The 24448-nt window shown below is 61.0% G+C and carries 21 protein-coding genes and 4 tRNA genes; 21 read left to right on the top strand and 4 right to left on the bottom strand.

The genetic code is table 11. From position 1 onward, the window contains the following. The 13 genes from TK42_RS05625 to TK42_RS05685 all read left to right on the top strand — a co-directional run bounded on the left by TK42_RS05625 (window position 1) and on the right by TK42_RS05685 (window position 12235). Window positions 1-2517: a FimV/HubP family polar landmark protein gene (locus TK42_RS05625; protein ID WP_103733784.1), complete on the top strand. Its 2517-nt coding sequence runs from the start codon at window positions 1-3 to the stop codon at window positions 2515-2517. A gap of 183 nt (window positions 2518-2700) precedes the next feature. Beyond that, window positions 2701-3525 (top strand): tRNA pseudouridine(38-40) synthase TruA, encoded by an 825-nt coding sequence (truA, locus tag TK42_RS05630; protein WP_103733785.1) that lies wholly within the window; start codon window positions 2701-2703, stop codon window positions 3523-3525. A gap of 63 nt (window positions 3526-3588) precedes the next feature. After that, complete coding sequence (locus tag TK42_RS05635) at window positions 3589-4221, top strand: phosphoribosylanthranilate isomerase (RefSeq protein WP_103733786.1); 633 nt, start codon at window positions 3589-3591, stop codon at window positions 4219-4221. 244 nt (window positions 4222-4465) lie between these two features. Then, a complete protein-coding gene (accD, locus tag TK42_RS05640; RefSeq protein WP_005789754.1) occupies window positions 4466-5386 on the top strand; it encodes an acetyl-CoA carboxylase, carboxyltransferase subunit beta in 921 nt (306 codons plus the stop codon). Next, entirely contained in the window at window positions 5383-6690 is a 1308-nt protein-coding gene (gene folC, locus TK42_RS05645) for a bifunctional tetrahydrofolate synthase/dihydrofolate synthase (RefSeq protein ID WP_103733787.1), read from the top strand. The genes accD and folC overlap by 4 nt, the downstream gene beginning before the upstream one ends. Next, window positions 6674-7330 (top strand): SPOR domain-containing protein, encoded by a 657-nt coding sequence (locus TK42_RS05650; protein WP_032880251.1) that lies wholly within the window; start codon window positions 6674-6676, stop codon window positions 7328-7330. Before folC ends, TK42_RS05650 begins: the two co-directional genes overlap by 17 nt. 249 nt (window positions 7331-7579) lie before the next feature. Further along, window positions 7580-8137, top strand: coding sequence for a CvpA family protein (locus tag TK42_RS05655; RefSeq protein WP_005789751.1), 558 nt, complete (start codon window positions 7580-7582; stop codon window positions 8135-8137). A 41-nt stretch (window positions 8138-8178) separates the two neighbouring features. Then, window positions 8179-9684 (top strand): amidophosphoribosyltransferase, encoded by a 1506-nt coding sequence (gene purF, locus TK42_RS05660; protein WP_003192537.1) that lies wholly within the window; start codon window positions 8179-8181, stop codon window positions 9682-9684. 65 nt (window positions 9685-9749) lie between these two features. Then, a complete protein-coding gene (locus TK42_RS05665; protein ID WP_005789748.1) occupies window positions 9750-10961 on the top strand; it encodes an O-succinylhomoserine sulfhydrylase in 1212 nt (403 codons plus the stop codon). Between the two features lie 11 nt (window positions 10962-10972). Continuing rightward, entirely contained in the window at window positions 10973-11737 is a 765-nt protein-coding gene (locus TK42_RS05670; protein WP_032880253.1) for an SDR family oxidoreductase, read from the top strand. A 107-nt stretch (window positions 11738-11844) separates the two neighbouring features. After that, window positions 11845-11920, top strand: a tRNA-Val gene (locus TK42_RS05675). 56 nt (window positions 11921-11976) lie between these two features. After that, window positions 11977-12053: transfer RNA gene (locus TK42_RS05680), tRNA-Asp, on the top strand. 105 nt (window positions 12054-12158) lie between these two features. Next, a tRNA-Asp gene (locus TK42_RS05685) sits at window positions 12159-12235 on the top strand. A gap of 206 nt (window positions 12236-12441) precedes the next feature. Here TK42_RS05685 and TK42_RS05690 read toward each other — a convergent pair. Then, the gene (locus TK42_RS05690) at window positions 12442-12621 is read right to left on the bottom strand and encodes a hypothetical protein (RefSeq protein ID WP_032880254.1); all 180 of its coding nucleotides are present in this window, start codon (window positions 12619-12621) and stop codon (window positions 12442-12444) included. Between TK42_RS05690 and TK42_RS05695 the strand changes: the two genes are divergently transcribed. Genes TK42_RS05695 through TK42_RS05705 form a run of 3 tightly spaced genes read left to right on the top strand, consistent with a single transcriptional unit; the run spans window position 12620 to window position 17221 of the window. Next, window positions 12620-15451, top strand: a complete 2832-nt coding sequence (locus TK42_RS05695; RefSeq protein WP_103733788.1) for a xanthine dehydrogenase family protein molybdopterin-binding subunit — start codon at window positions 12620-12622, stop codon at window positions 15449-15451. The two genes, TK42_RS05690 and TK42_RS05695, sit on opposite strands and share 2 nt — an antisense overlap. Next, window positions 15444-15983: a (2Fe-2S)-binding protein gene (locus TK42_RS05700; protein ID WP_005789732.1), complete on the top strand. Its 540-nt coding sequence runs from the start codon at window positions 15444-15446 to the stop codon at window positions 15981-15983. The genes TK42_RS05695 and TK42_RS05700 overlap by 8 nt, the downstream gene beginning before the upstream one ends. Before the next feature lie 2 nt (window positions 15984-15985). Continuing rightward, complete coding sequence (locus TK42_RS05705; protein WP_078821849.1) at window positions 15986-17221, top strand: cytochrome c; 1236 nt, start codon at window positions 15986-15988, stop codon at window positions 17219-17221. A gap of 63 nt (window positions 17222-17284) precedes the next feature. On the opposite strand, the gene TK42_RS05710 is transcribed toward TK42_RS05705, so the two are convergent. Continuing rightward, window positions 17285-18568, bottom strand: coding sequence for an FAD-binding oxidoreductase (locus tag TK42_RS05710; protein ID WP_103733789.1), 1284 nt, complete (start codon window positions 18566-18568; stop codon window positions 17285-17287). A gap of 184 nt (window positions 18569-18752) precedes the next feature. On the opposite strand from TK42_RS05710, the gene TK42_RS05715 reads away from it, so the two are divergent. From TK42_RS05715 to TK42_RS05735, 5 genes are all read left to right on the top strand, one after another. Further along, window positions 18753-18829, top strand: a tRNA-Val gene (locus tag TK42_RS05715). Between the two features lie 638 nt (window positions 18830-19467). After that, entirely contained in the window at window positions 19468-20184 is a 717-nt protein-coding gene (locus tag TK42_RS05720; protein WP_032880264.1) for a DUF969 domain-containing protein, read from the top strand. Beyond that, window positions 20181-21131: a DUF979 domain-containing protein gene (locus TK42_RS05725; RefSeq protein ID WP_103733790.1), complete on the top strand. Its 951-nt coding sequence runs from the start codon at window positions 20181-20183 to the stop codon at window positions 21129-21131. Before TK42_RS05720 ends, TK42_RS05725 begins: the two co-directional genes overlap by 4 nt. A gap of 7 nt (window positions 21132-21138) precedes the next feature. Further along, window positions 21139-21753, top strand: a complete 615-nt coding sequence (pcp, locus tag TK42_RS05730) for a pyroglutamyl-peptidase I (RefSeq protein WP_103733791.1) — start codon at window positions 21139-21141, stop codon at window positions 21751-21753. A 78-nt stretch (window positions 21754-21831) separates the two neighbouring features. Beyond that, on the top strand, window positions 21832-22329 hold the full coding sequence (locus tag TK42_RS05735) for an anti-virulence regulator CigR family protein (RefSeq protein ID WP_103733792.1): 498 nt from the start codon (window positions 21832-21834) through the stop codon (window positions 22327-22329). Between the two features lie 12 nt (window positions 22330-22341). Here the strand turns inward: TK42_RS05735 and TK42_RS05740 are convergent, their stop codons facing one another. Beyond that, entirely contained in the window at window positions 22342-23742 is a 1401-nt protein-coding gene (locus TK42_RS05740; RefSeq protein ID WP_103733793.1) for a heavy metal sensor histidine kinase, read from the bottom strand. Beyond that, window positions 23739-24410 carry a heavy metal response regulator transcription factor gene (locus TK42_RS05745; protein ID WP_032880272.1) on the bottom strand — a complete coding sequence of 224 codons (672 nt, stop codon included), beginning with the start codon at window positions 24408-24410 and terminating at the stop codon, window positions 23739-23741. The genes TK42_RS05740 and TK42_RS05745 overlap by 4 nt, the downstream gene beginning before the upstream one ends. Window positions 24411-24448 lie beyond the last annotated feature (38 nt).

A 24448-nucleotide genomic window follows, 5' to 3' on the forward strand; every position in this document is an offset into this window, starting at 1 on the left:
ATGGTTCAAGTTCGCAAACTGGTGTTAGCAATAGCGGCCGCCTCGGCGCTGTCCTCCGGTATGGCGCAGGCGCTGCAACTTGGGGAGATGACCCTCAAGTCGAAGTTGAACCAGCCGCTGTCGGTGGAAATCGAATTGCGTGATGTGGGCGGCCTCACGGCGGCCGAGATCACTCCGAGCCTGGCTTCTGCCCAGGCCTTCGTGGATGCGGGCGTTGACCGCCAGGCGTTTCTCGACGACCTGACGTTCACCCCGGTGATCAACCCCGAAGGTCGCAGCGTGGTGCGCGTGACCTCCAGCAAGCCGCTGCCCGATTCCTATGTGCGTTTCCTGCTGCAGGTGCAATGGCCCAATGGCCGTTTGATGCGTGACTACAGCGTACTGCTCGACCCGGCCAAGTTCGACCAGCCGGCACCGACTGCCAGCGCGCCGGCCATTACCGCACCTGCCGCCGGCACGCCCGCCCAGCACACCACCACGTCCCGCGACACCTTGTGGGAAATCGCCGCGAAGAATCGTAACGGCGCCTCGGTCCAGCAGACGATGCTGGCGATCCAGGCGCTCAACCCTGACGCTTTTATCGATGGCAATATCAACCGCCTGAAAACCGGCCAGGTCCTGCGCCTGCCAGATGTCACGCAAAGTACGGCGCTGGCGCAGCCTCAAGCGATCGCCGAAGTCAGCGCGCAGAACGCCGCATGGCGTCAGGGCCGTCGTACCCCCAAGGGCCAAGTGGCCGGCAAGGCGCAGTTGGATGCGACCAAGCGTACCCAGGCCGGCAATGCGCCGACGAGCACCCAGGCTAGGGACAACTTGAGCCTGGTCTCGGCCGAAGCCGCCAAGCAAGGTACGAAGGGCAAGGCCGGTGATAACCGCGCATTGAGCGACAAGCTGGCGATGACCCAGGAAGAGCTGGACACCACCCGCCGCGATAACGAAGAACTGAAGAGCCGCGCCGCCGACTTGCAAAGCCAGTTGGACAAGTTGCAAAAGCTGATTCAGTTGAAGAATGACCAGTTGGCTCGCTTGCAGGCGCAAAACGGTGAGCCGGCTACGGCTGCAATCCCTGCGCAGCTGGCAGGTGAGCCCGCAGCAGAGCCTGCGGCGCCCGCTGCAACCCCTGCAACCCCTGCACCCGCCGCTGAACCGCCCAAGCCGGTCGCGGCACCTGCTACCACCGAAGGCAAGTTCAATGACTTGCTGACCAACCCTATTATCCTCGGCATCATTGGCGGGGCAGGCATCCTGGTGGTGCTGTTGCTTCTGTTGCTATGGGCGCGTCATCGCAATGCCCGCCGCGAAGAGGAAAAGCATCTGCGCATGGCGCGGGCGCTGGCCGAAGAGCCTGAGTTCACGCCCAATATTGACCAGGACCTGCCGCCTGACAGTTTTGAAGGCCTTGAAGTGCCACCGCCGAGCGTCAAGCTGGGCGCCGCGCCAGCGCCTGCCCCGGTGGCTGAGCCGGTTGTCGTGCCGACTGTCGCTTCCGTGCTCGCACCCCTGGCCGTCGCTGTTGCCCAGGAGAATTCCAGCGATGCATTGGCTCAGGCCCAGTCCCATATCGACCGCGGCCACCTGAACCAGGCGGCTGATGTGCTTGAACAAGCCATCAAGCATGAGCCCAAGCGCAGCGACCTGCGTTTGAAGCTGATGGAAGTCTACGGCCTGCAGAACGACAAGGACGGCTTCGTCACCCAGGAGCGCCAATTGGTCGCCAACGGTGAGAACCACGCCCAGGTCGAGCAGCTCAAGAGCCGCTTCCCGGCCATGGCCGTGCTGGCAGCGGGCGTCAGCGCCGCCGTGGCTGCTGCGGCTCTCGATGCGCAGTACGTCAAGGATTTGCTCGATGACAAGCCGGCCGCGCCTGAGCCGGCGGACACCTTCGACAACGATTTTGACCTTAGCCTGGATGAGCTGGAAGCTGCCTCGCCGGCCGAGATCGCCCGGGACCAGCAAACCTTTGAAGCGCTGCTGCAACAACAGACTGAGGCCAAGGCCGATGCGCAGGATCTCTCGGACTTTGATCTGGACCTGCAACTGGATCCGCCAGCGTCGAAATCCGATGACGACTTCCTCTCGGGACTTGAGGAGCAGATGAAGGACGTGCCGCCTGTCGAGCCGCCCACCCTGACACCTGCCGCGCTGGACGAATTCGAGTTGCCGGAAGACTTTGACCTGTCCCTGGCTGATGAGCCGACGGCCCCGGCAGCCAAGCCCGATGCGTTTGCCTCGGAACTGGACGACGTCAATGCCGAGTTGGACCGATTGTCCCAGAGCCTGGAGCACCCGCCGATCGAGCCGACCTTCACGGCCGAGGATGCCGCGCTGGGCGGTGATGATGAACCGGATTTCGATTTCCTCTCAGGCACGGATGAAGTCGCTACCAAGCTCGACCTGGCCCAGGCTTACATCGACATGGGTGATGCCGATGGCGCTAAAGACATCCTTGATGAAGTCTTGGTCGAAGGCAACGAAGACCAGCGTGGCGAAGCCAAGGAAATGCTCGGCCGAATCTAAAGCCAGGCGCTATAACAGTGTGGGAGGGGCGGTGCGACGATTCGACTTGCTCCCTCCCACATTTGTTTGGCATCGATCCATAACAAAACGCCCGTCAGGCATCCGACGCCTTTATAATGCCCGCCTTTGCGCAACTCATCAGGCTCTCAGTTCTTGGCAAATATAGATAACGCGGCCGCCGAAATGGCGGCCGCCGGCTTTTACCGCATCGCCCTGGGCGTGGAATACAAAGGCTCGCGCTATCGCGGCTGGCAGCGTCAGGCCTCCGGCGTGCTGACGGTGCAGGAAACCCTCGAAAACGCCCTGTCCAAAGTCGCTGACTCGCCGGTGTCGCTGATGTGCGCCGGGCGTACCGACGCTGGCGTACACGCGTGTGGCCAGGTGGTGCACTTCGACACCCAGGCCGAGCGGTCGATGAAGGCGTGGGTGATGGGGGCGAATATCAATTTGCCCCACGACGTGAGTGTGAGCTGGGCCAAGGTCATGCCGGCGCATTTTCATGCACGCTTCAAGGCCATCGCCCGGCGTTACCGCTACGTGATCTACAACGATCAGATCCGGCCCGCGCATCTCAATGAAGAAATTACCTGGAACCACCGCCCACTGGATGCAGAGCGCATGGCCGAGGCCGCGCAGCACCTGGTGGGCGTGCATGACTTCAGCGCCTTCCGCGCCGGCCAGTGCCAGGCCAAGTCGCCGATCAAGGAAGTTCATCACCTGCGAGTCACCCGCCACGGCAAGATGATCGTGCTGGATATTCGCGCCGGGGCGTTCCTGCATCACATGGTGCGCAACATTGCCGGCGTGCTGATGACCATCGGCGCCGGCGAGCGCCCGGTTGAGTGGGCTAGGGAAGTGCTGGAAAGCCGCATCCGTCGCACGGGTGGCGTCACGGCGCACCCGTTTGGCCTGTATTTGGTGGATGTGGAGTACCGCGACGAGTTCCAGTTGCCGGAACGCTTTATCGGGCCACACTTCCTCACAGGTTTCAGTGAACTTGGCGGCTGACGCCCGGAAAAGCTTTTGTTAACATCCGGGACTTTCTCGGTCCAACCCTGAGGTTCCTACGACATGTCAGCCGTTCGCAGCAAGATTTGCGGGATTACCCGCATAGAAGACGCGCTGGCGGCAGTCGAGGCAGGGGCCGATGCCATCGGTCTGGTGTTTTATGCCAAAAGCCCGCGCGCGGTGAATGTGCTGCAGGCGCGGGCCATCATTGCGGCGCTGTCGCCTTTCGTGACCACCGTGGGCTTGTTCGTCAACGCCAGTCGCTGCGAACTCAATGAAACCCTGGATGCGGTGCCGCTGGACATGCTGCAGTTCCATGGCGATGAAACGCCTGATGAGTGTGAGAGTTATCAGCGCCCGTACATCAAGGCGTTGCGGGTCAAGACGGGCGACGATATCGCCGCGGCGTGTGCCGCGTATATCGGCGCTCGCGGGATCCTGCTCGACACCTACGTCGAAGGCGTACCGGGTGGTACGGGTGAGGCGTTCGATTGGTCGCTGATTCCCGAAGGGTTGAGCAAGCCGATCATCCTGGCCGGTGGGCTCAACCCTGTGAACGTCGGGGCTGCCATCGAGCAGGTGCGGCCGTATGCCGTGGACGTCAGCGGTGGGGTGGAGCAGGGCAAGGGCATCAAGGATCACAACAGGATTCGCGCATTCATGCAGGCCGTGCGCAACAGCAGTGGCGGGATGTGACGGCTGGCAGTCTGCCGCCGTCCATAACTACCACTGTGTAAAACAGCCCGGCGCCGCCTGTGGGTGGCCCGGAAATGAAGTGGCAACCCTGCGCTGGCAGGTTGTCTGGAAGGCTGAGGATGCAGGCGGGAAATGGCAGGTCCAACGTCTGACCCCGTCCCGCAGGCATCATCGCCACATATGAATTTAGCTCAAGGGCATACGCGGGGCTGTGTTCAAGCCACCGGTACTGGAGAAAGAAAGCATGAGCAACTGGTTAGTAGACAAACTGATCCCTTCGATCATGCGTTCCGAGGTGAAGAAAAGCTCGGTTCCTGAAGGTCTGTGGCACAAGTGCCCGTCCTGCGACGCGGTGCTGTACCGCCCGGAGCTGGAAAAGACCCTGGATGTTTGCCCCAAGTGCAATCACCACATGCGTATCGGCGCGCGCGCGCGCATCGACATCTTCCTGGATGCCGATGGCCGCAACGAACTGGGCGCTGACCTGGAGCCGGTCGACCGTCTCAAGTTCCGCGACAGCAAGAAGTACAAGGACCGTCTGGTCGGTGCGCAGAAGCAGACCGGCGAGAAGGACGCGCTGATCTCGGTCAGCGGCAAGCTGCTGGGCATGCCGGTGGTGGTCTCGGCCTTCGAGTTTTCCTTCATGGGCGGTTCCATGGGCGCCATCGTCGGTGAGCGCTTTGTGCGTGCGGCCAACTACGCCCTGGAAAACCGTTGCCCGATGATCTGCTTCGCCGCCTCCGGTGGTGCGCGTATGCAGGAAGCGCTGATCTCCCTGATGCAAATGGCCAAGACCTCGGCGGTACTGGCGCGTCTGCGCGAAGAAGGCATTCCGTTCATCTCGGTACTGACCGACCCGGTCTACGGCGGCGTTTCCGCCAGCCTGGCGATGCTCGGCGATGTGATCGTCGGCGAGCCCAAGGCGCTGATCGGTTTTGCCGGCCCGCGTGTGATCGAGCAAACCGTGCGCGAGAAGCTGCCGGAAGGCTTCCAGCGCAGCGAGTTCCTGCTGGAGCACGGTGCTATCGACCTGATCATCCCGCGTGGCGAACTGCGTCCACGTCTGGGTAACCTGCTGGCGCAAATGATGGGCCTGCCGACGCCTGTGTACGTCGCGCCTAAAGTCGAGCCAATCGTCGTGCCGCCGGTGCCTGCAAACCTATGACCCAACGTACCCTGGGCGAATGGCTCGCCTACCTTGAGCAGTTGCATCCGTCCGCCATCGACATGGGCCTGGAGCGCTCGCAACAGGTAGCGGCCCGCCTCGGGTTGGGCCAGCCGGCACCGCGTGTGATCACGGTGACCGGCACCAATGGCAAGGGCTCCACCTGTGCCTTTGTCGCGGCGCTGTTGCAGGCCCAGGGCCTGAAGGTCGGTGTGTACAGCTCGCCGCACCTGCTGCGCTACAACGAGCGGGTGCAGCTCAATGGCGTCGAAGCCACGGACGAGCAGTTGTGCGCAGCCTTCGCTGCCCTGGATGCCGGGCGTGGCGATATTTCCCTGACCTATTTCGAGATGGGCACCCTGGCGGCGTTCTGGCTGTTCGAGCGTGCGCAACTGGATGTGGTCGTACTGGAAGTCGGCCTCGGCGGGCGCCTGGATACGGTCAACGTGGTGGATGCCGACCTGGCGCTGGTCACCAGCATCGGTGTTGATCATGCCGACTACCTGGGCAATACCCGCGAGTCCGTGTCCTATGAAAAGGCCGGGATTTTCCGCCAGGGCAGGCCGGCGCTGTGTGGCGACCTGGATCCGCCGCAACCTTTGCTGGACAAGGTGCGCGAACTGGATTGCCCGTTCTACCTGCGCGGTCGTGAATTCAAACTCGACATCGGTGCGACCCATTGGCAATGGCGCGGGCATGATGCCCGTGGCAAGGTGGTCGAGCTGCTTGATTTGCCGCTGCTGAACCTGCCGATGGAAAACGCTGCGCTCGCGCTGCAAGCCTATTTGCTGCTGGATCTGCCGTGGGATGCCGAGCAGATCGGCGCAACCCTGCGGGCGACGAAAGTGGTGGGGCGCCTGGATCGTCGGGTGCTCGACTGGCAAGGCAAGCGCCTGAACCTGTTGTTGGATGTGGGGCACAACCCCCATGCGGCTCACTATTTGGCGCAGCGCCTGGCGCGCACGCCACCGGCCGGCCGTCGACTGGCGGTGTTCGGGCTGTTGGCCGACAAGGATCTGGATGGGGTGGTTGCGCCGTTGCTTGGCAGTGTTCAGTCTTGGGCTGTTGCGCCGCTGGATACGCCGCGCAGCCGGCCGGCGGTTGAGCTGCAGACCGCCTTGCAGAACCTTGGCGCGCCCGTGACGTCGTATGCAAGCATCACTGCCGCCCTTGAAGCGCAGTGTGCGGTGGCTACGGCAGAGGACGAAATCCTGTTGTTCGGATCATTTTATTGTGTTGCCGAGGCGCTCGAATGGCTGGCCCGGCGCTCCACGGAGGAAGCTGCACATGGCATTACTGGATAGCGCATACAAGCAGCGAATGGTTGGAGCCCTGGTATTGGTGGCGTTGGCAGTCATCTTCCTGCCGATGCTGTTTTCCCGTCAGGACGAGCAGCGCCAGGTGGTGGTTGAAGCGCCCGCTGCGCCCCAGGCGCCGGTGGTGCCCCAGGTTCAGGTCGAGCCGGTGGTGGTGCCCGAGCCTCAGGCGTTGCCGGAAGAACCTGTACCTGTCGAGGAGGAGGTCGCCACGCAACCGGCTCCTTCGATGCCGGTGCAGCCAAGTGTGCCGGTGGTCAAGCCGACGCCGGCACCGGCTGTCGCTGCCAAACCGCCTGCACCGGCGCCCACGCCCAAGCCTGTGGCGCCGCAGCCTGCTGCGCCGGGTAAACCGGATGTGGGCCAGAGCCGCATTGATCCCAATGGCCTGCCGATCAGTTGGTCGATCCAGCTCGCCAGCCTGGCCAATCGCGAAAGTGCCGACGCCTTGCAGAAAAAGCTGCGTGCCCAGGGTTATAACGCTTACATCCGCAGCGCCGATGGCAAGAATCGTGTGTTTGTCGGGCCGCTGATCGAGCGCGCCGAGGCTGATCGCCTGCGCGATTTGCTGGGTCGCCAGCAGAACCTCAATGGGTTTGTGGTGCGCTTCCAGCCAGAGCGCGGCTGATTCAAGCAGGCATTAACGCAATCTAAGTGTGGGAGGGGGCTTGCTCCCGATAGCGGTGGGTCAGTCAGTACATCTGATACTGACACACTTCAATCGGGAGCAAGCCCCCTCCCACATTGGTTTATGGTGGGCTTGAAATGGCGTTCACACCGCCCAATCTATTGATTTGCAAAGCAGCCGCAATCACCGCTTACCGATAGCCCGGCGCTCTGCTAAAATGCGCCGCCTTATCCGTACGTAGGCTGCACTGTGCCATTTACCTGGGTTGATTGGGCGATCGTTGCAATCGTCGCCATCTCCGCTTTGATCAGTCTGAGCCGCGGCTTCGTAAAAGAAGCACTGTCGTTGCTGACCTGGATCATCGCAGGAGTCGTAGCCTGGATGTTCGGTGGTTCACTGTCGGTCTACCTGGCCGGGTACATAGAGACACCTTCGGCTCGCGTCATCGCGGGCTGCGCCATCATGTTCATCGCCACGCTGCTGGTGGGGGCAATGGTCAATTATCTTATTGGCGAGTTGATACGTGTCACCGGCCTCTCCGGGACCGATCGATTTCTCGGCATGGCCTTCGGCGCCGCGCGTGGCGCGTTGCTGGTGGTTGTGGCGGTCGGGCTGTTGAGCCTGGGGCCGGTACAGCAGGATTCGTGGTGGCAGGAGTCTGTACTCGTGCCAAAATTTCTATTGGTTGCAGATTGGTCCAAGAACCTCATATTGGGGTGGAGCAGTCAGTGGCTGGCCAGCGGAATCAGCGTACCCGCTGATCTTCCGTTCAAGGAACACCTCTTGCCGGCGCAAACGCCTCAGTAAGCTGTGTTCAGTCAAGATTCATTAAGTAGGGGTTGCGTCGCATGTGTGGCATCGTCGGTATCGTCGGTAAGTCGAACGTCAATCAGGCGCTGTATGACGCGCTAACCGTCCTCCAGCACCGCGGCCAGGACGCTGCCGGTATTGTGACCAGCCACGACGGCCGGTTATTCCTGCGCAAGGACAATGGCCTGGTGCGTGACGTGTTCCATCAGCGTCACATGCAGCGCCTCGTCGGGCACATGGGCATTGGCCATGTGCGCTACCCGACTGCCGGTAGCTCGACTTCGGCCGAAGCTCAGCCGTTCTACGTCAACTCGCCTTACGGCATCACCCTGGCGCACAACGGTAACCTGACCAACGTTGAACAGCTGGCCAAGGAGATCTACGAATCTGACCTGCGCCACGTCAACACCAGTTCCGACTCGGAAGTGCTGCTCAACGTGTTCGCCCACGAACTGGCCCAGCGCGGCAAGCTGCAGCCGACCGAAGAAGACGTGTTTGCTGCCGTGATCGACGTGCACAACCGTTGCGTCGGTGGTTATGCCGTGGTGGCGATGATCACCGGGTACGGCATCGTCGGTTTCCGCGACCCCCACGGCATCCGTCCGATCGTGTTCGGCCAGCGTCACACCGACGAAGGCGTCGAGTACATGATCGCGTCCGAAAGCGTGTCCCTGGATGTACTGGGCTTCACCCTGATCCGCGACCTGGCGCCGGGCGAGGCTGTCTACATCACCGAAGACGGCAAGCTGCACACCCGCCAGTGCGCCGTTGCGCCGAAGCTGACCCCGTGCATCTTCGAACACGTCTACCTGGCGCGTCCGGACTCGATCATCGACGGTGTGTCGGTCTACAAGGCGCGTCTGCGCATGGGCGAGAAGCTGGCCGAGAAGATCCTGCGCGAGCGTCCTGAGCACGACATCGATGTGGTTATCCCGATTCCGGACACCAGCCGTACCGCTGCGCTGGAACTGGCCAACCACCTGGGCGTCAAGTTCCGCGAAGGCTTCGTCAAGAACCGCTACATCGGCCGTACCTTCATCATGCCCGGCCAGGCTGCGCGCAAGAAATCGGTGCGTCAGAAGCTTAACGCCATCGAGCTTGAGTTCCGCGGCAAGAACGTGATGCTGGTGGATGACTCCATCGTACGCGGCACCACCTGCAAGCAGATCATCCAGATGGCCCGCGAAGCCGGTGCGAAGAACGTGTACTTCTGTTCTGCGGCGCCTGCGGTGCGTTACCCGAACGTGTACGGTATCGACATGCCGAGCGCCCATGAGCTGATTGCGCATAATCGTTCGACTCAGGACGTGGCCGACCTGATCGGCGCCGACTGGCTGATCTACCAGGACCTGCCGGACCTGATCGAAGCGGTTGGCGGGGGCAAGATCAAGATCGAGCAGTTCGACTGCGCCGTGTTCGACGGCAAGTACGTGACCGGAGATGTCGACGAGGCTTATCTGAACAAGATCGAGCAGGCGCGTAACGACTCGTCCAAGATCAAGACCCAGGCGGTCAGCGCGATCATCGACCTGTACAACAACTGAGTAGACACCGGCCCTGAGGGGCCGGTTTTGTATCTTAAATAACGTATTGAGTAAGGAGTCGCAGCATGAGTCAGGAATGGGATGCCGGTCGGTTGGACAGCGACCTCGATGGCGTAGCTTTCGATACCCTGGCTGTGCGCGCCGGCCAGCACCGCACCCCGGAAGGGGAGCACGGTGACCCGATGTTCTTCACCTCAAGCTACGTGTTCCGCACGGCGGCCGACGCTGCGGCGCGTTTTTCCGGTGAGGTGCCGGGCAACGTGTACTCGCGCTACACCAACCCGACCGTGCGCGCGTTCGAAGAGCGTATCGCGGCCCTGGAGGGCGCTGAGCAGGCTGTGGCGACCGCGACCGGCATGGCGGCCATCCTGGCGGTGGTGATGAGCCTGTGCAGCGCTGGCGACCATGTGCTGGTGTCGCGCAGCGTGTTCGGCTCGACCATCAGCCTGTTCGAGAAGTACTTCAAGCGCTTCGGTATCGAAGTGGATTACGTGCCCCTGGCGGATTTGTCCGGCTGGGATGCGGCGATCAAGGCCAATACCAAGCTGCTGTTCGTCGAATCGCCGTCGAACCCGCTGGCCGAGTTGGTCGACATCGCTGCGCTGTCCGAAGTCGCCCACGCCAAGGGTGCGATGCTGGTGGTGGATAACTGCTTCTGCACCCCGGCCTTGCAGCAACCGCTGAAGCTGGGTGCGGACATCGTGGTGCACTCGGCAACCAAGTTCATCGACGGCCAGGGCCGTTGCATGGGCGGCGTGGTGGCTGGGCGCAGCGAGCAGATGAAGGAAGTGGTGGGCTTCCTGCGTACCGCCGGCCCGACCCTGAGCCCGTTCAACGCCTGGATCTTCCTCAAGGGCCTGGAAACCCTCAGCCTGCGTATGAAAGCCCATTGCGCCAACGCCCAGGCCCTGGCCGAGTGGCTGGAGCAGCAGGACGGTATCGAGAAGGTGCACTACGCTGGCCTCAAGAGCCACCCGCAACACGCCTTGGCCCAGCGCCAGCAGCGTGGTTTTGGTGCGGTGGTGAGTTTCGAAGTCAAGGGCGGCAAAGACGGCGCCTGGCGCTTTATCGATGCGACGCGCTTGATCTCCATTACCGCCAACCTGGGTGACAGCAAGACCACCATCACCCACCCGAGCACCACCTCCCATGGGCGCCTGGCGCCGCAGGAGCGTGAAGCGGCCGGTATCCGTGACAGCCTGATCCGTATCGCGGTGGGCCTGGAAGATGTAGCAGACTTGCAGGCAGACCTGGCCCGCGGGCTGGCGGCCTTGTGATCGAGTGGTCCATGGAGGCCGCAGCGGCCAGTAACGGACGCGTTGCGCTGGTAACGGGCGCGGCGCGGGGCATTGGCCTGGGGATTGCCGCGTGGCTGATCAGCGAAGGCTGGCAGGTGGTGTTGACCGACCTTGACCGCGAGCGCGGCGCCAAAGTGTCCAAGGTGCTGGGTGATAACGCCTGGTTCATCACCATGGACGTGGCCGACGAGAAGCAAGTGGCCCAGGGGGTTGCCGAGGTGTTGGGGCAGTTCGGGCGACTCGACGCGCTGGTCTGCAATGCCGCCGTGGCTGACCCGCGCAATATCACCCTGGAAAGCCTCGATCTGGCGTACTGGAATCGCGTGCTGGCGGTGAACCTCGGCGGGCCGATGCTGTTGGCCAAGCATTGCGCGCCGTACCTGCGCGCCCACGGCGGTGCGATCGTCAACCTGGCCTCGACCCGGGCCCGTCAATCGGAGCCGGATACCGAAGCTTACGCGGCGAGCAAGGGTGGCTTGCTGGCCCTGACTCACGCCTTGGCCATGAGCCTGGGGCCAGAGGTTCGGGTCAATGCGGTCAGCCCTGGCTGGATTGATGCGCGTGATCCTGCTGCACGGCGTGCGGAGCCGCTCACCGATGCTGATCATGCCCAGCATCCGGCGGGCAGGGTCGGTACTGTAGAGGACGTGGCGGCGATGGTGGCCTGGTTGCTGTCGCGTCAGGCCGGGTTTGTCACCGGGCAAGAGTTTGTGGTGGACGGTGGCATGAGCAAGAAGATGATTTACAGCGAGTAGGGCGGTTAGCCGTCTTGAAGTGATTTTGTCTTTTTCAGAAAAACTTCAAGCAGGCTATTGACTTAGGTCCGCTACCTGCGTAAATTTCGCGGCCTCAACGAAGCAAAGGGTGATTAGCTCAGCTGGGAGAGCATCTGCCTTACAAGCAGAGGGTCGGCGGTTCGATCCCGTCATCACCCACCACTTCTTGAGAGTCTTGCACTTGTGGCAAGACGCAACGTTAAAGGTTGCACCGACGCGCAGCGGTAGTTCAGTCGGTTAGAATACCGGCCTGTCACGCCGGGGGTCGCGGGTTCGAGTCCCGTCCGCTGCGCCATATTTTCCAGGTTCGATGTGTCGAGCTTGAGATTGAACAACCCAGGTTGATCGATCAGATGTTCAAAGGTGGTTGAGGCTTTACGCTCAATCAGCCAAGCGATACGCAGCGGTAGTTCAGTCGGTTAGAATACCGGCCTGTCACGCCGGGGGTCGCGGGTTCGAGTCCCGTCCGCTGCGCCATATCTGCATCAAGGCCCACTGAACGCCTTGAAGCACAAGAAAGCCACTGGCTGACTTGATCCGATAGCAAAGACCCTGGTCGAAAGACCGGGGTTTTTTGTGTCTGGCGTTTGAAAAAACGTCATTGTGTTTGTGACATCGTCCTCATTTATAGGCAAGCGGCTGACAGATCGTCTCGATCTTGTCGGCCGTTTTGCGTTGTTGTGTCAAAAAATTTCAATGTGGTTATTTGCCGCAGGCGCAGAAACCTTTAAAGTTAACCCTTCGGTCAACTTTGCACTGTCATCATGGCCTTTTGATTCGTCGTAAAAAGGCTTCTGCAAGTCTCGATATTCGGTGTACTTAACCATAAGGGCGGATTTATAACCGCTCAGAGGATGATCCATGTCCAACCGTGAAATAACCCGGCGCTCGTTCCTCCAGGGCGGCCTGGTGGCGGGTGTGAGCGTCACGCTGACACCGCTGAGCACCCAGGCGCTGGCTGCCCTGATGGAAAACAGCGTTACCGTGCCGTCCGAAAAATGGCTGGGCAATAACGGCAAGGCGCGTCAGCGTAACGATGCGTTGTCCAAAGTGTGCGGCAGCAAAGTCTTCGCCCGCGACATCCGCTCCAAGGACATGCCCGGCTGGCCTGCGCAGCAAGGTCACGCCATGCTGCTGAAAACCATCAAGGCCGACCATATTTATGCGGGCTACGACCTGGCGTGGCTCGGCGCCGATCTGCAGCCGGATCGTATCGTCACCGCTGCCGATCTGGACAAGGACGGTATCGTTTTCCCCGAGGAACATGCTCCGGACCCGCTGCTGCCTGAAGGCAAGGTGCCGATGTTTATCGGTCACCCGGTGGCGATCCTGATCTGGAACGATTTCGAGCGTTTCCGCCAGGCCAAGAACAAACTCAAATTCAACGACAAGGCGATTCGTTACGGCGCCAAAGTGCCGTACTACGAAGGCGACCCTTACGGTAGCTTCCGCTATGTGCGCGTTGGCGGCGCCACCTCGGCCGATGAAGACGAATTTGCCAGCCTCAAGGATTCGATTCTGTTTCCGATGCTGAAAAACCGTCGCCCGGTATGGAATTCACAACCGAATCTGCACGGCAACCTGACCGAGCGCGGGCTGTTCTACGCCGACCGCATGAAGAGTCAGATCAACACACCGCCGGACAACTGGCTGGTGTTCGACGAGCGCTACAAGACCCCGTCAATCGAGCCGGCCGCCATGGAGCCGGACAACGGCAACGGTTGGTACGATCCGGCAACCAAGACCCTGCACTTCGTGGTGGCCACCCAGTGCCCGTTGGAGGTGGCCACCGAGACTGCGAAAATGATCTCGCCGTCGCGCTTCGGCCTGGCCAACCTGAACATGCACCCCGGTTACACCGTGGGGTACGGCTCCAAGGACCACAACATCTTTGTCTACTACGCCGCCCTCGCGGCGTTGTACGGTGCCGGCGTGCCGGTGCGTCTGGCCAATGACCGTTACGAGCAGTTCCAGAGTGGCATCAAGCGTCATCCGTTCGACATTCGTTACCAATTGGCTGTCGACAAGAACGATCACAGCTTCAAGATCTTCCTCGCCGACATGAGCGTCGACGGCGGTGGCCGGATCAACTACAGCCCCTCGGTCGCCGCAGTAGGCGCCACGGCCGCACAGTCGATCTACTACATGCCGCAGAACGACCTGCAAGTCACCGCGTATCACTCGCGGGGCGTTGAAGCCGGTTCGATGCGTGGTTACGGCACCCTGCAAAGCATGGCCGCGACGGAAATGATGGTCGACGAAATCGCCGGTCGTCTCGGTGTGGATGCTATCGAGTTGCGCCGCAAGAACGCACTGCGTTCGGGCATGAAAAACACCCAGGGCGCCATTCCTGCCGGTGCGTTGCGCCTGCACGAAATCCTCGACAAAGCCTCTGTGCACGAGGTCTGGAAAAACCGCGACGCGATCAAGCAACAACGCGAAGCCGCGGACCCGGATAACTGGTACGGCGTGGGTTTTGCTATCTGCCAGAAAGACTTTGGCACTGGTTCCGAAGCACCGATGGCCAGTATCGAATTCAGCGCTGACGGTCGCATCAGCCTGCGTCATATCGGTATCGAAATCGGCACCGGTATGTCTACCTCGCAATCGCTGGTCGTTGCCGATTTCCTTGGCAGCCCGGCACACGAAGTGAAGACCGGCGAAACAGAGTGGAAGGAAATGCAGCTGATCACCAGCGGCAACCCTTACATCATGAGCCAGGCCGAGCAGGACAACCTGCTGCGCAACCCGCGCTGGGTGGGCAAGCTCGCTTCGGCATCTTCGGCCACCAACTCGGCGTACTACTTCAGCCACGCCACCCGTGAAGCGGCGCGCGTGCTGTTCAACCATGGTTTGTGGCCGGCGGCGCTGGAGATCTGGCGTCAGGGCCCGTTCGGCGGTCAGGCCAACCCGTATGTGGTGCGCCGCGAAGATGCGCATTGGGTCGACGGCAAGCTCACCGCCAACGGCATGCAGCCGCTCAGTTTTGAAGAATTGGCCAAGCGTGCCCACGAGCGCGGCCTGGTCACCGCGGCCACTGTGCACGGTTTCAACCGCTGGAGTTGGGCCGAGGCTGAATACAGCATCGACGGCGTGCGTGAGCGCCTGCCGCTCGACGGCCTGGCCGTGAAGTACGGCGACGGCGCGCCAAAAGCCAAGCAGGCGCTGATGAGCACTGCCGGCTTCCATCTGCTGGATCGCCAGAACATCAGCTACCCCGCGACGCAGTTGAACAACGCTGCCGTGACTTACTACAGCCCGGTCGCCACATTGGTCGAGCTGAAGGTCAATAAGGGCTCGGCGCAGGTGGAGGTGCTCAATCACCATTCGTGGATCGAGTGCGGTCGCGTGTTGGTTGAGGAGTTAGTCAAAGGTCAGCTTGAGGGCGGTGTCGCCATGGGCATCGGCCACGCATTGATGGAGGAAATGCCGCTGTATGAAGGCGGGCCGGGGGAGGGTGACTGGAACTTCAACCGTTACCGTCTGCCGATGGCGCGTCACGTTGCCGTGTGGAAACAGACGTCGGAGATTTTGCCGGCGCTGTCGCCGAGCGATCCATCCAAGGGTATCGCTGAAGTGGTGATGATCCCGATCGTCGGGGCCATCGGTAATGCCGTGGCGCACGCCATCGGTAAACGTGTTCGCGACCTGCCAATCACTGCTGCGCGCATCAAGGAAGCCCTCAATGCCTAACCGTCCGCTTCAACTGACCCTCAATGGTCAATCCGTCGGCCCAGTGGACATCCCTGATGACCTGCCGATGATCGACTACCTGCACGAATACAAAAACCTCACTGGCTCGCGTCTTGGCTGCGGCCAGGGTATTTGCCACGCTTGCGTGGTCATCGTCGACAACCCGGACGGCACCAGCGAAGAAGTGCGCACGTGCATCACCGGCGCGCATTACTTTGAAGGCAAGCGAGTGCGCACCATCGAATCCCACGCCAAGCGCGACGAGTCGGGGCAGGTCATCGAACTGAACCCGATCCAGCAGCGCTTCGTGGATGAGTTTGCGTTCCAGTGCAGCTACTGCGCGCCGGGCTTCGTCAACGCAGCGACCGTGCTGGTGGAAAAGCTGCAGCGCCAGCCGACCGTACACAGCAAACTGGAACAAGTCATCGAGGACAGCCTTGGGCATCACGTCTGCCGTTGCACCGGGTACGTGCGTTATTACAACGCTACTCGCAACGTGCTGACCGATCTCGGCCTGGTCAAGGAGGGTTGAGCATGAAGCTTTTTCTGACCCGAATGACCCTGGCGGTCGGCCTGGCTGCGCCGGTGCTGTTTGCTCATGCCGATGATCAGGTCAAGCGCGGCGAATACCTGGCCCGCGCCGCCGACTGCATGGCGTGCCACACTGCCGCGGGCGGCGCGCCGTTTGCGGGCGGGCTGCCGATCGTCTCGCCGTTCGGCACGATCTACGGCACCAACATCACGCCGAGCAAAGAGCACGGCATCGGCTTGTACAACGATGACGAGTTCTTCGCTGCGCTGACGCAAGGCAAGCGTCGCGATGGGGCGAATCTGTACCCGGCGATGCCGTACACCTCCTACCACCTGATGCCGCGCGAAGATTCGGATGCGATTCATGCGTACCTCAAAACCATCGAGCCGATCGAGCGCGCAGGGCCGGTGACGAGCCTGAGCTTTCCGTTCAACGTGCGCCTGGGCCTGATGGGCTGGAATGTGCTGTACGGCAAAGCGCTGAAACTGGAGCCGACCGAAGGTAAAAGCGAAGCCTGGAAACGCGGCCAGTACATGGTCGAAGTGCTTGGTCACTGCGGCGAATGCCACACGCCACGCGGCCTGCCGGGCGCGATGGAGCTGGACAAGCGCCTGACCGGCGGCATCCTCAATGGTTACCTGGCGCCCAGCCTGCTCGCCACTGACCTGGCTGCGCGCGGTTGGAATGAACAGGACCTGGCCACATTCCTCAAGCACGGCATGAGCGCCCAGGGCACGATGTTCAACGAGATGTTCCCGGTGTTCCACAACAGCACCCAGGGCCTGAGCGATCAGGATCTGGCCGCGATGGCCACGTTCCTGCTGGGCGATAACCCGCCAGCCGCCAAAGCGCTGGTCGACGTGCCGGTGGATAAACTCAGCCAGAGCGCTCAGCGCGGCCGCCAGGAATACCTGAACGTCTGCGCCGGTTGCCACGCCGCAGGTGGCGAAGGCAAGCCGCACATCGCGGTGGCCATGCGCGGCAACACCACGTTGCGACTGGAAGACCCGCGCAACCTGCTGCGTGTGATCGAGGACGGTATTGGCGAGCAGAAATTTTCCGGGTTCGAGCACATGCAACCGATGCCGGGGTTTTCCGAGAAGCTCAGTGCGCAACAGCTGACTGATCTGCTCAATTACCTGCGTCAAGGTTGGGGCGGCCAATCGGCTGAGCTGGCCGTAGGCGATGTGCAGAAGCTGCAAGCCGAGGCGCCTTCCGTCGAACACAAGGCGCATTGACGGCAGCGTATGAAGCGTACAGCCGGTGTGGGAGTGAGCAAGTCGCTCTCACACCGGATGTGTTTACATTCCGAATTTATCGCGCAACCCGTAGTACCAAGCCCCCAGCGCTGCAAACGGCGTGCGCAACATCTGCCCGCCCGGGAACGGGTAATGCGGCAAGTCCGCAAACGCATCAAAACGCTCAGCCTGCCCGCGCAATGCCTCCGCCAGTACTTTGCCTGCCAGGTGCGTGTACGTCACGCCATGGCCGCTACAGCCTTGTGAGTAATAGATGTTGTCGCCAAGACGGCCGACCTGGGGCAGGCGCGACAGGGTCAGCAGGAAATTGCCGGTCCAGGCGTAGTCGATCTTCACGTCTTTGAGTTGCGGGAATGCCTTGAGCATTTTTGGCCGGATGATTGCCTCGATATTCGCCGGGTCCCGCGCGCCATACACCACGCCGCCGCCGAAGATCAGGCGCCTGTCACTGGTGAGACGGTAGTAGTCGAGCAGGTAGTTGCAGTCTTCGACACAGTAATCCTGCGGCAACAGCGTCTTGGCCAATTCATCGCCAAGGGGTGCGGTGGTGATCACTTGGGTACCGCATGGCATCGACTTGGCCGCCAGCTCCGGCACCAGGTTGCCCAGGTAAGCGTTACCGGCAACGATAATGAATTTGGCCCGGACCCTGCCTTCGGCGGTGTGTACCACAGGGTTGGCGCCGCGCTCGATGCGCACCGCTGCCGATTGCTCATAAATCGTACCGCCCAGGGATTCCACGGCCGCCGCTTCGCCCAGTGCCAGGTTGAGCGGGTGGATATGCCCGCCGCTCATGTCCAGCAAACCGCCCACATAGTTGTCACAGGCCACCACTTCGCGGATGCGGCGTTCGTCGAGCAATTCCAGCTGCGTATGGCCGTAGCGCTCCCACAGGCGCTTCTGCGATTCCAGATGACCCATGTGCTTGCTGTTGAGTGCGGCAAATACACCGCCGTCCTTCAAGTCGCACTGGATCTGGTATTTAGCCACGCGCTCACGAATGATCTTGCCGCCTTCAAAGGCCATCTGCCCCAGCAACTGAGCCTGTCTGGGCCCGACACTGCGCTCGATCACATCGATATCACGGCTGTAGCTGTTGACGATCTGCCCGCCATTACGACCCGAGGCACCAAAACCCACCTTGGCGGCTTCCAGTACCGTGACGCGAAAGCCGTTCTCCAGCAAAAACAGCGCGCTGGAAAGCCCGGTATAGCCGGCACCAATCACACAGACATCGGTTTCGACCTCACCTTGCAGGGTTGGTCGGGGTGGGGCTGCATTCGCGGAAGCGGCGTAATAGGACTGGGGGTAGGGGGTGTTCGCCATCCTGGAACCTCTGTTTTATATTTTTTACGAGTGCGGCGATCCTACCTGAGTTGAAAATTGCCTGCCAGCCACCCGGAAATCCCAGGTGTACCCGGCATAAATAAAAAATTCGCATATTCATAGGCTTAGCTGCAAAAAAGATGTTGACACCCCTCCGGAATTCCGTAGAATGCCGCCTCACAGCAGGCACGTAGCTCAGTTGGTTAGAGCACCACCTTGACATGGTGGGGGTCGTTGGTTCGAGTCCAATCGCGCCTACCAAACAAAATCCGCTCTGCTGGGCGGTCTGGAAGGGCTCACCGAAAGGTGGGCCCTTTTTTGTTGTCTGGAATTTGGGCAATAGCCATCCCTAAACGACTCAAGGCGTGTATTCAGGGGTTTGAACGCTCGATCAGCAGAACAGCGTAGCCACCGACAGCAGGCAAATTATCTGGACGAACACCTGGCAGCGTATTTCGCCAAACGTGGTCGCCATATCACTCATTTGTCCGGCATACATAGCGCGAGCCCTCATTGTCGGTATAACACCGTGAACGAACTGCAGGTACACACAGCTGCATGATGGAGTATAGGTTCTGATTGAGAATCTACACGGTTGAACGATTTTGAGCTCCTCATCAGGTGGGCTGCGCGACTTTCCCCTTGAGGCCTGGACGCTTTCTCCTGATAGCGCCCGACCGTCGGCGCCATCCCCCCACAAAATTTATTGGTGTGCAGCAACAATTTTTCTTGTTGGACACCCCCGGTCTCCAGACAGCAAAGTTGCCGCCACTGACGCTCGACCTTCCGGGTCAACAATAAAAAAACCGAGCCGACTGCACGCCACTTCCAAGCTGTGAGCCCTTTGCCCACATCCTGCTGTTATGGCGCCGCAGCGCGCACTAAAGGACCTCTGTGCCATGCAAACAGTTGTGAACCTATGGCCGCTGATCGGCGTGCTTGTCATCGTGGTCGGCTTTGTATTGCGCTTCAATCCGCTGTTGGTGGTCACCGCCGCCGCCATCGCCACCGGGCTTGCCGCCCAGTTCCCGCTGGAAAAAATTCTCGCCACCATGGGCGATGGTTTCCTTCAGACTCGTGCCCTGCAATTGATTCTTTTATTGCCGCTGGCGGTGATTGGCCTGTTGGAGCGCCATGGCCTGCGCCTGCATGCGCAGAACTGGATCGCGCGCTTCGAGCGCGCCACGGTTGGGCGTTTGCTGATCATTTATCTGTTTGTGCGTGAGTCCACGGCGGCCATGGGGCTGACCAGCCTGGGTGGGCATCCGCAAATGGTGCGGCCACTGTTGGCGCCGATGGCCGAAGGTGCAGCGGAAAAACGCTACGGCAAGCTGCCAGACAAGCTGCGCCACAAGGTCTTGGCCATGTGTGCGGCCACCGATAACGTCGGGCTGTTTTTTGGTGAGGATATTTTTGTCGCCTTCGGTGCAATTGCGTTGATGCACACCTTCCTGTTGGGCTCGGGGATTGACGTGGAGCCGCTGCACATCGCGGTGTGGGGCATTCCGACGGCGATTTGTGCGTTCATCATTCATGCGATCCGGCTGCATCGCTTTGATCGACGATTGACCCGCGAAATGAGCCCGGCCAACACTTCCGTGGAGGCTGCTCAATGATCATTTCCATTCAATACCTTTATTGGCTCGCCGGTGTTCTGTTGCTGATCACTGCGGGCATGATCCTGCTCGATCGCACCCATCCCAAACGCTGGTCCAGCGCGCTGTTCTGGTTGTTGTTCGCCATACCGTTCCTGGTGGGGGAGCGTCTGCCCTCGGTGGCCATCGGCATCGGTGTGGTGGTGATGGCGTTGATCGCCGGCTTGGGTGGCGTTGGTCGCGGCCAGTACGCCGAATTGCACGTCAAGGCGTCCCGCGCCAGCGCCGGGCGCCTGGGCCACAAGTTGTTTATCCCGGCCTTGGCGATTCCGTTGACTACGGTGATTGGCTCGGTATTGCTCAAGCACACCGAAATTGGCGGTGTACCGTTGCTGGACCCGAAGAACACCACCTTCGTCTCGCTCGGCATCGGCTGCCTGATTGCTCTGGGCCTGGCCTGCTGGCTGACCCGCGATACGCCGGTACAAGCCCTGCGCGAATCCCGTCGCCTGACCGAAGCCCTGGGCTGGGCCATGGTGTTGCCGCAGATGCTGGCGATGCTTGGATTGTTGTTCAACGAGGCCGGGGTGGGCACGGCAGTCGCCCACGTCACCACCACCTACATCAACCTGGACTACAAGCTGGTGGCGGTGATGGTCTATGTACTGGGCATGGCCCTGTTTACGGTGATCATGGGCAATGGTTTTGCGGCTTTCCCTGTGATGACTGGCGGCGTCGGCGTGCCGGTGCTGGTAGGGATTTATGGCGGCAACCCTGCGGTGATGGCGGCGATCGGTATGTTTTCCGGTTACTGCGGCACGTTGATGACGCCGATGGCGGCCAACTTCAATATCGTGCCGGCGGCGTTGCTGGAGTTGCCCGACAAGAACGCGGTGATCAAGGCGCAGATCCCCACGGCGCTGATGATGCTGGTGGTCAATATCGTGCTGCTTTACCTGTTGATGTGAGGTCACTATGCAAACTGTACTGCTGACGGGTTTCGAGCCCTTTGATAACGACCTTGTGAACCCGTCATGGGAAGCTGCACGCCAGTTGGATGGCGTGCAACTGGGCGAGGGTGCACGCATTGTCGCGCATTGCCTGCCCTGTGCATTTGCCACGGCGGGTGAACACCTGCGCCGATTGATCAGCGAGTTGAACCCGGCAATGGTGATTGCCACCGGCCTGGCGCCCGGGCGCAGCGAGATGTCTATCGAGCGTGTAGCGATCAATATCAATGACGCACGCATCCCCGACAACCTCGGGCAGCAACCGATTGATACGCCAGTGGTAGCCGGTGGCCCGGCTGCATACTTCTCGACATTGCCGATCAAGGCCATGGTCAAGGCGCTGCGTGACGCGGGGGTGGCGGCTGCCGTTTCGCAAACGGCGGGCACGTTCGTGTGCAATCAGGTGTTCTACCTTTTGCAGCACCGGCTGGTCGAGGCCGGGGTGCGCAGTGGGTTTATCCATGTGCCGAGCGCGCCGCCGGCCGACCAGCCGCCTTTGGTTGAGGCCTTGCGACTGGCGGTCTCGACGGCCTGGCTAACCGAAACGGATGTGCGGGAAACAGGCGGGCAGGTGAGCTGACGGTCGGGCTGTGAATGGAGTCATTCGTGGGGCAACTTCGACTATAGTTCACAGGCGTATCCACCTTGGAAAACCATCATGATCAAGTACCCGAAGTTCGTATCTGTCGTGTTGTCCCTCGCGCTGTTTGCGGGTAGCGGTCTTGCCTTTGCCGATCCCGGTAACGGCAAGGGGCAGGGTAATAACCAAGGGGGGCAGGGCCAGGGTAACAAGGGCGGTCAGGGGCAGGGCAATAACAAAGGCAATAACCCCGCAGGGCAGGCCTACGACAAGCCCAAGGGCAAGGGCGGCTCAGGTGGTCACGGCCCCAGCGTTGACCGAGGGAGCGTATTGAATGTGCTCGGCGGTTATCGCGATTACTGGAGCCCGGGGCCTGCATTGCCGCCGGGGATCCAGAAGAACCTGGCGCGCGGCAAGCGGCTGCCGCCCGGTATCGCCAAGAAACTCGATGGTCGCCTGCTGGGGCGGCTGCCTCACTACGACGGTTATGAATGGCAGCAAGCGGGAACCGATTTGATTCTGGTCGCCATCGCCAGCGGCATCATCTACGAAGTACTCAATGGCGCCTTTGATTGAGCGGGATAACCCTCACGTCTCCTGTGCGGGGAAAAACAATTCAAAGCACGTCACGCCTCCTTCACTGCTGACGCCATACCGACCGTTATGCAGCTGCATGATGGTCGCCACAATCGACAATCCCAGTCCATTGGACTGGGATGAACATTCACGGGATTCATCCACCCGGTAAAAGCGTTCGAACAGCCTGGGCAAATGCTCCGCGGCAATGGTTGCACCCTGGTTGCTGACCTTGATGCAAGTGCCCTCGACTGTCGGGATGGCCTGGATGCTCAGCTCGGTGTTCGGCGCGCCATACTTGATGGCATTGGCACACAGGTTCGCCAGTGCCCGGCGCAGCAGCATCGGTTCCGCCCAGATCACACCTTCGCCCACGCCAACGATGTGCATACCCACATCACCGGCCAAGCCCTCGAAATAATCGGCGATGCGCTCCACTTCATCGGCTGCGTCCAGCGCCTGACGTTGGCGCAAGGCGCTGGCAGGGTCGGTACGGGCCAGGAACAGCATGTTGTCGAGCATCCGTGCCAGGCGTTCAAGCTCTTCAACGTTTGAGGCCAGCAGTTGCTGATAGTCTTCAATAGTGCGGCTCTGTTGCAGCGCGACCTGGGTTTCACCGAGCAAGTTATTGATGGGGGTGCGCAGTTCATGGGCCATATCGGTGGACACCTGGCCCAGTTGAATAAAACCTTTGGCCAGCCGTTCAAGCATGGTGTTGAAGGCGTCAATCATCGGCAGCAGCTCCTTGGGCGCGCCTTGGCTGCCCAGGCGCTCGGCCAGGTTGTTCACGCCGATGCCCTGTGCGTGTCCGGCCAGGCGCCGCAAGGGCACCAGCCCACGGTGTACCAGCACATAACCAACCAAGGCGAGAATGACCGCCGCGATGCTGGCCAGGATAAAAACACTCAAGCGATAACTGGCAAGCATGGCTGTGCGTTCAGCCATCAGGCGCCCGACGGTGACTTGCAGGCTCCCCAGGTCACCGGTGTCGATGAAAGCCGCCACGGTGGCGAAGGGCACGCCATCTACGCCGGGCAAATGGTGTACGTCGGCGAGTCCAAGGGCGTGGTCTTTTGCCACGGCCGGCACGGCCGGTATTTGAATGTTGCCCGGGTTGACCAGCAATAACGGAGTCTGCCCAGGTGCAGCGATGCTCAGTACCGACTCACTGTTGCCCAGCATGTTCTGGAACAGCTGGGGCTTGGTCTTGATCAGCTCGCGGGTATTGCCGTCATTGAGCACGTTGCGCAGTTGGTTGGCGCGCGAGATCAGCGCGGCGTCGTCACGCTTGATCAGCTCACGCTCCAGCTCGTGGTATAGCGTCACGCCCAGGGTGGCCAGCAGGGCGAAGGCGAGCAGGGCAAAGATCAATGCCAGGCGCAGGGTCAGGGAATAATGGCGATCGAGCTTCATGGTTGGGTATCGAAGCGGTAGCCAATGCCCCGCACGCTGTGGATCAGTTTGAGCTGGAACGGGTCATCGATCTTCAGGCGCAGGCGGCGTACGGCAACATCGACCACATTGGTGTCGCTGTCGAAGTTCATGTCCCATACGCGTGAAGCGATCAGCGAGCGGGACAGCACCTGGTCCTGGTGGGTGGCGAACAGGTGCAGCAAGGCGAACTCCTTGTTGGTCAGGGTAATGCGCGTACCGGCGCGGGTCACACGGCGCTTGAGCACGTCAATGTGCAGGTCGGCGATGTGCAGCTGTTCTTCTTCGCGGCTCGGGCCACGTCGGTTGAGGGTGCGCAGGCGTGCAACCAGTTCGGCGAAGGAGAAGGGTTTGATCAGGTAGTCGTCGGCACCCAGTTCAAGGCCCTTGATGCGGTCGGCGATGTCATCGCGAGCGGTGAGGAACAGCACCGGTGTATCGGCCTCTTTGCGCAGGCGACGCAGCACTTCCCAACCATCCATTTTCGGCATCATCACGTCCAGCACGATCACGTCGAATGGTGTTTCCAGGGCCAAGTGCAAACCCTCTACGCCGTCGCGCGCCAGGCTCACCGAGTGGCCCAGCTCCTGCAAGCCATTGAGCAGGTAATTGCCGGCCTTGGGTTCGTCTTCGACTACGAGGATGTTCATGGAAAGTGTCCTGCTTCAATAAGTGGCGCAAGTGTAGC

Source organism: Pseudomonas sp. GZJR-8 (assembly GCF_002916705.1).
GTDB lineage: Bacteria > Pseudomonadota > Gammaproteobacteria > Pseudomonadales > Pseudomonadaceae > Aquipseudomonas > Aquipseudomonas synxantha_A.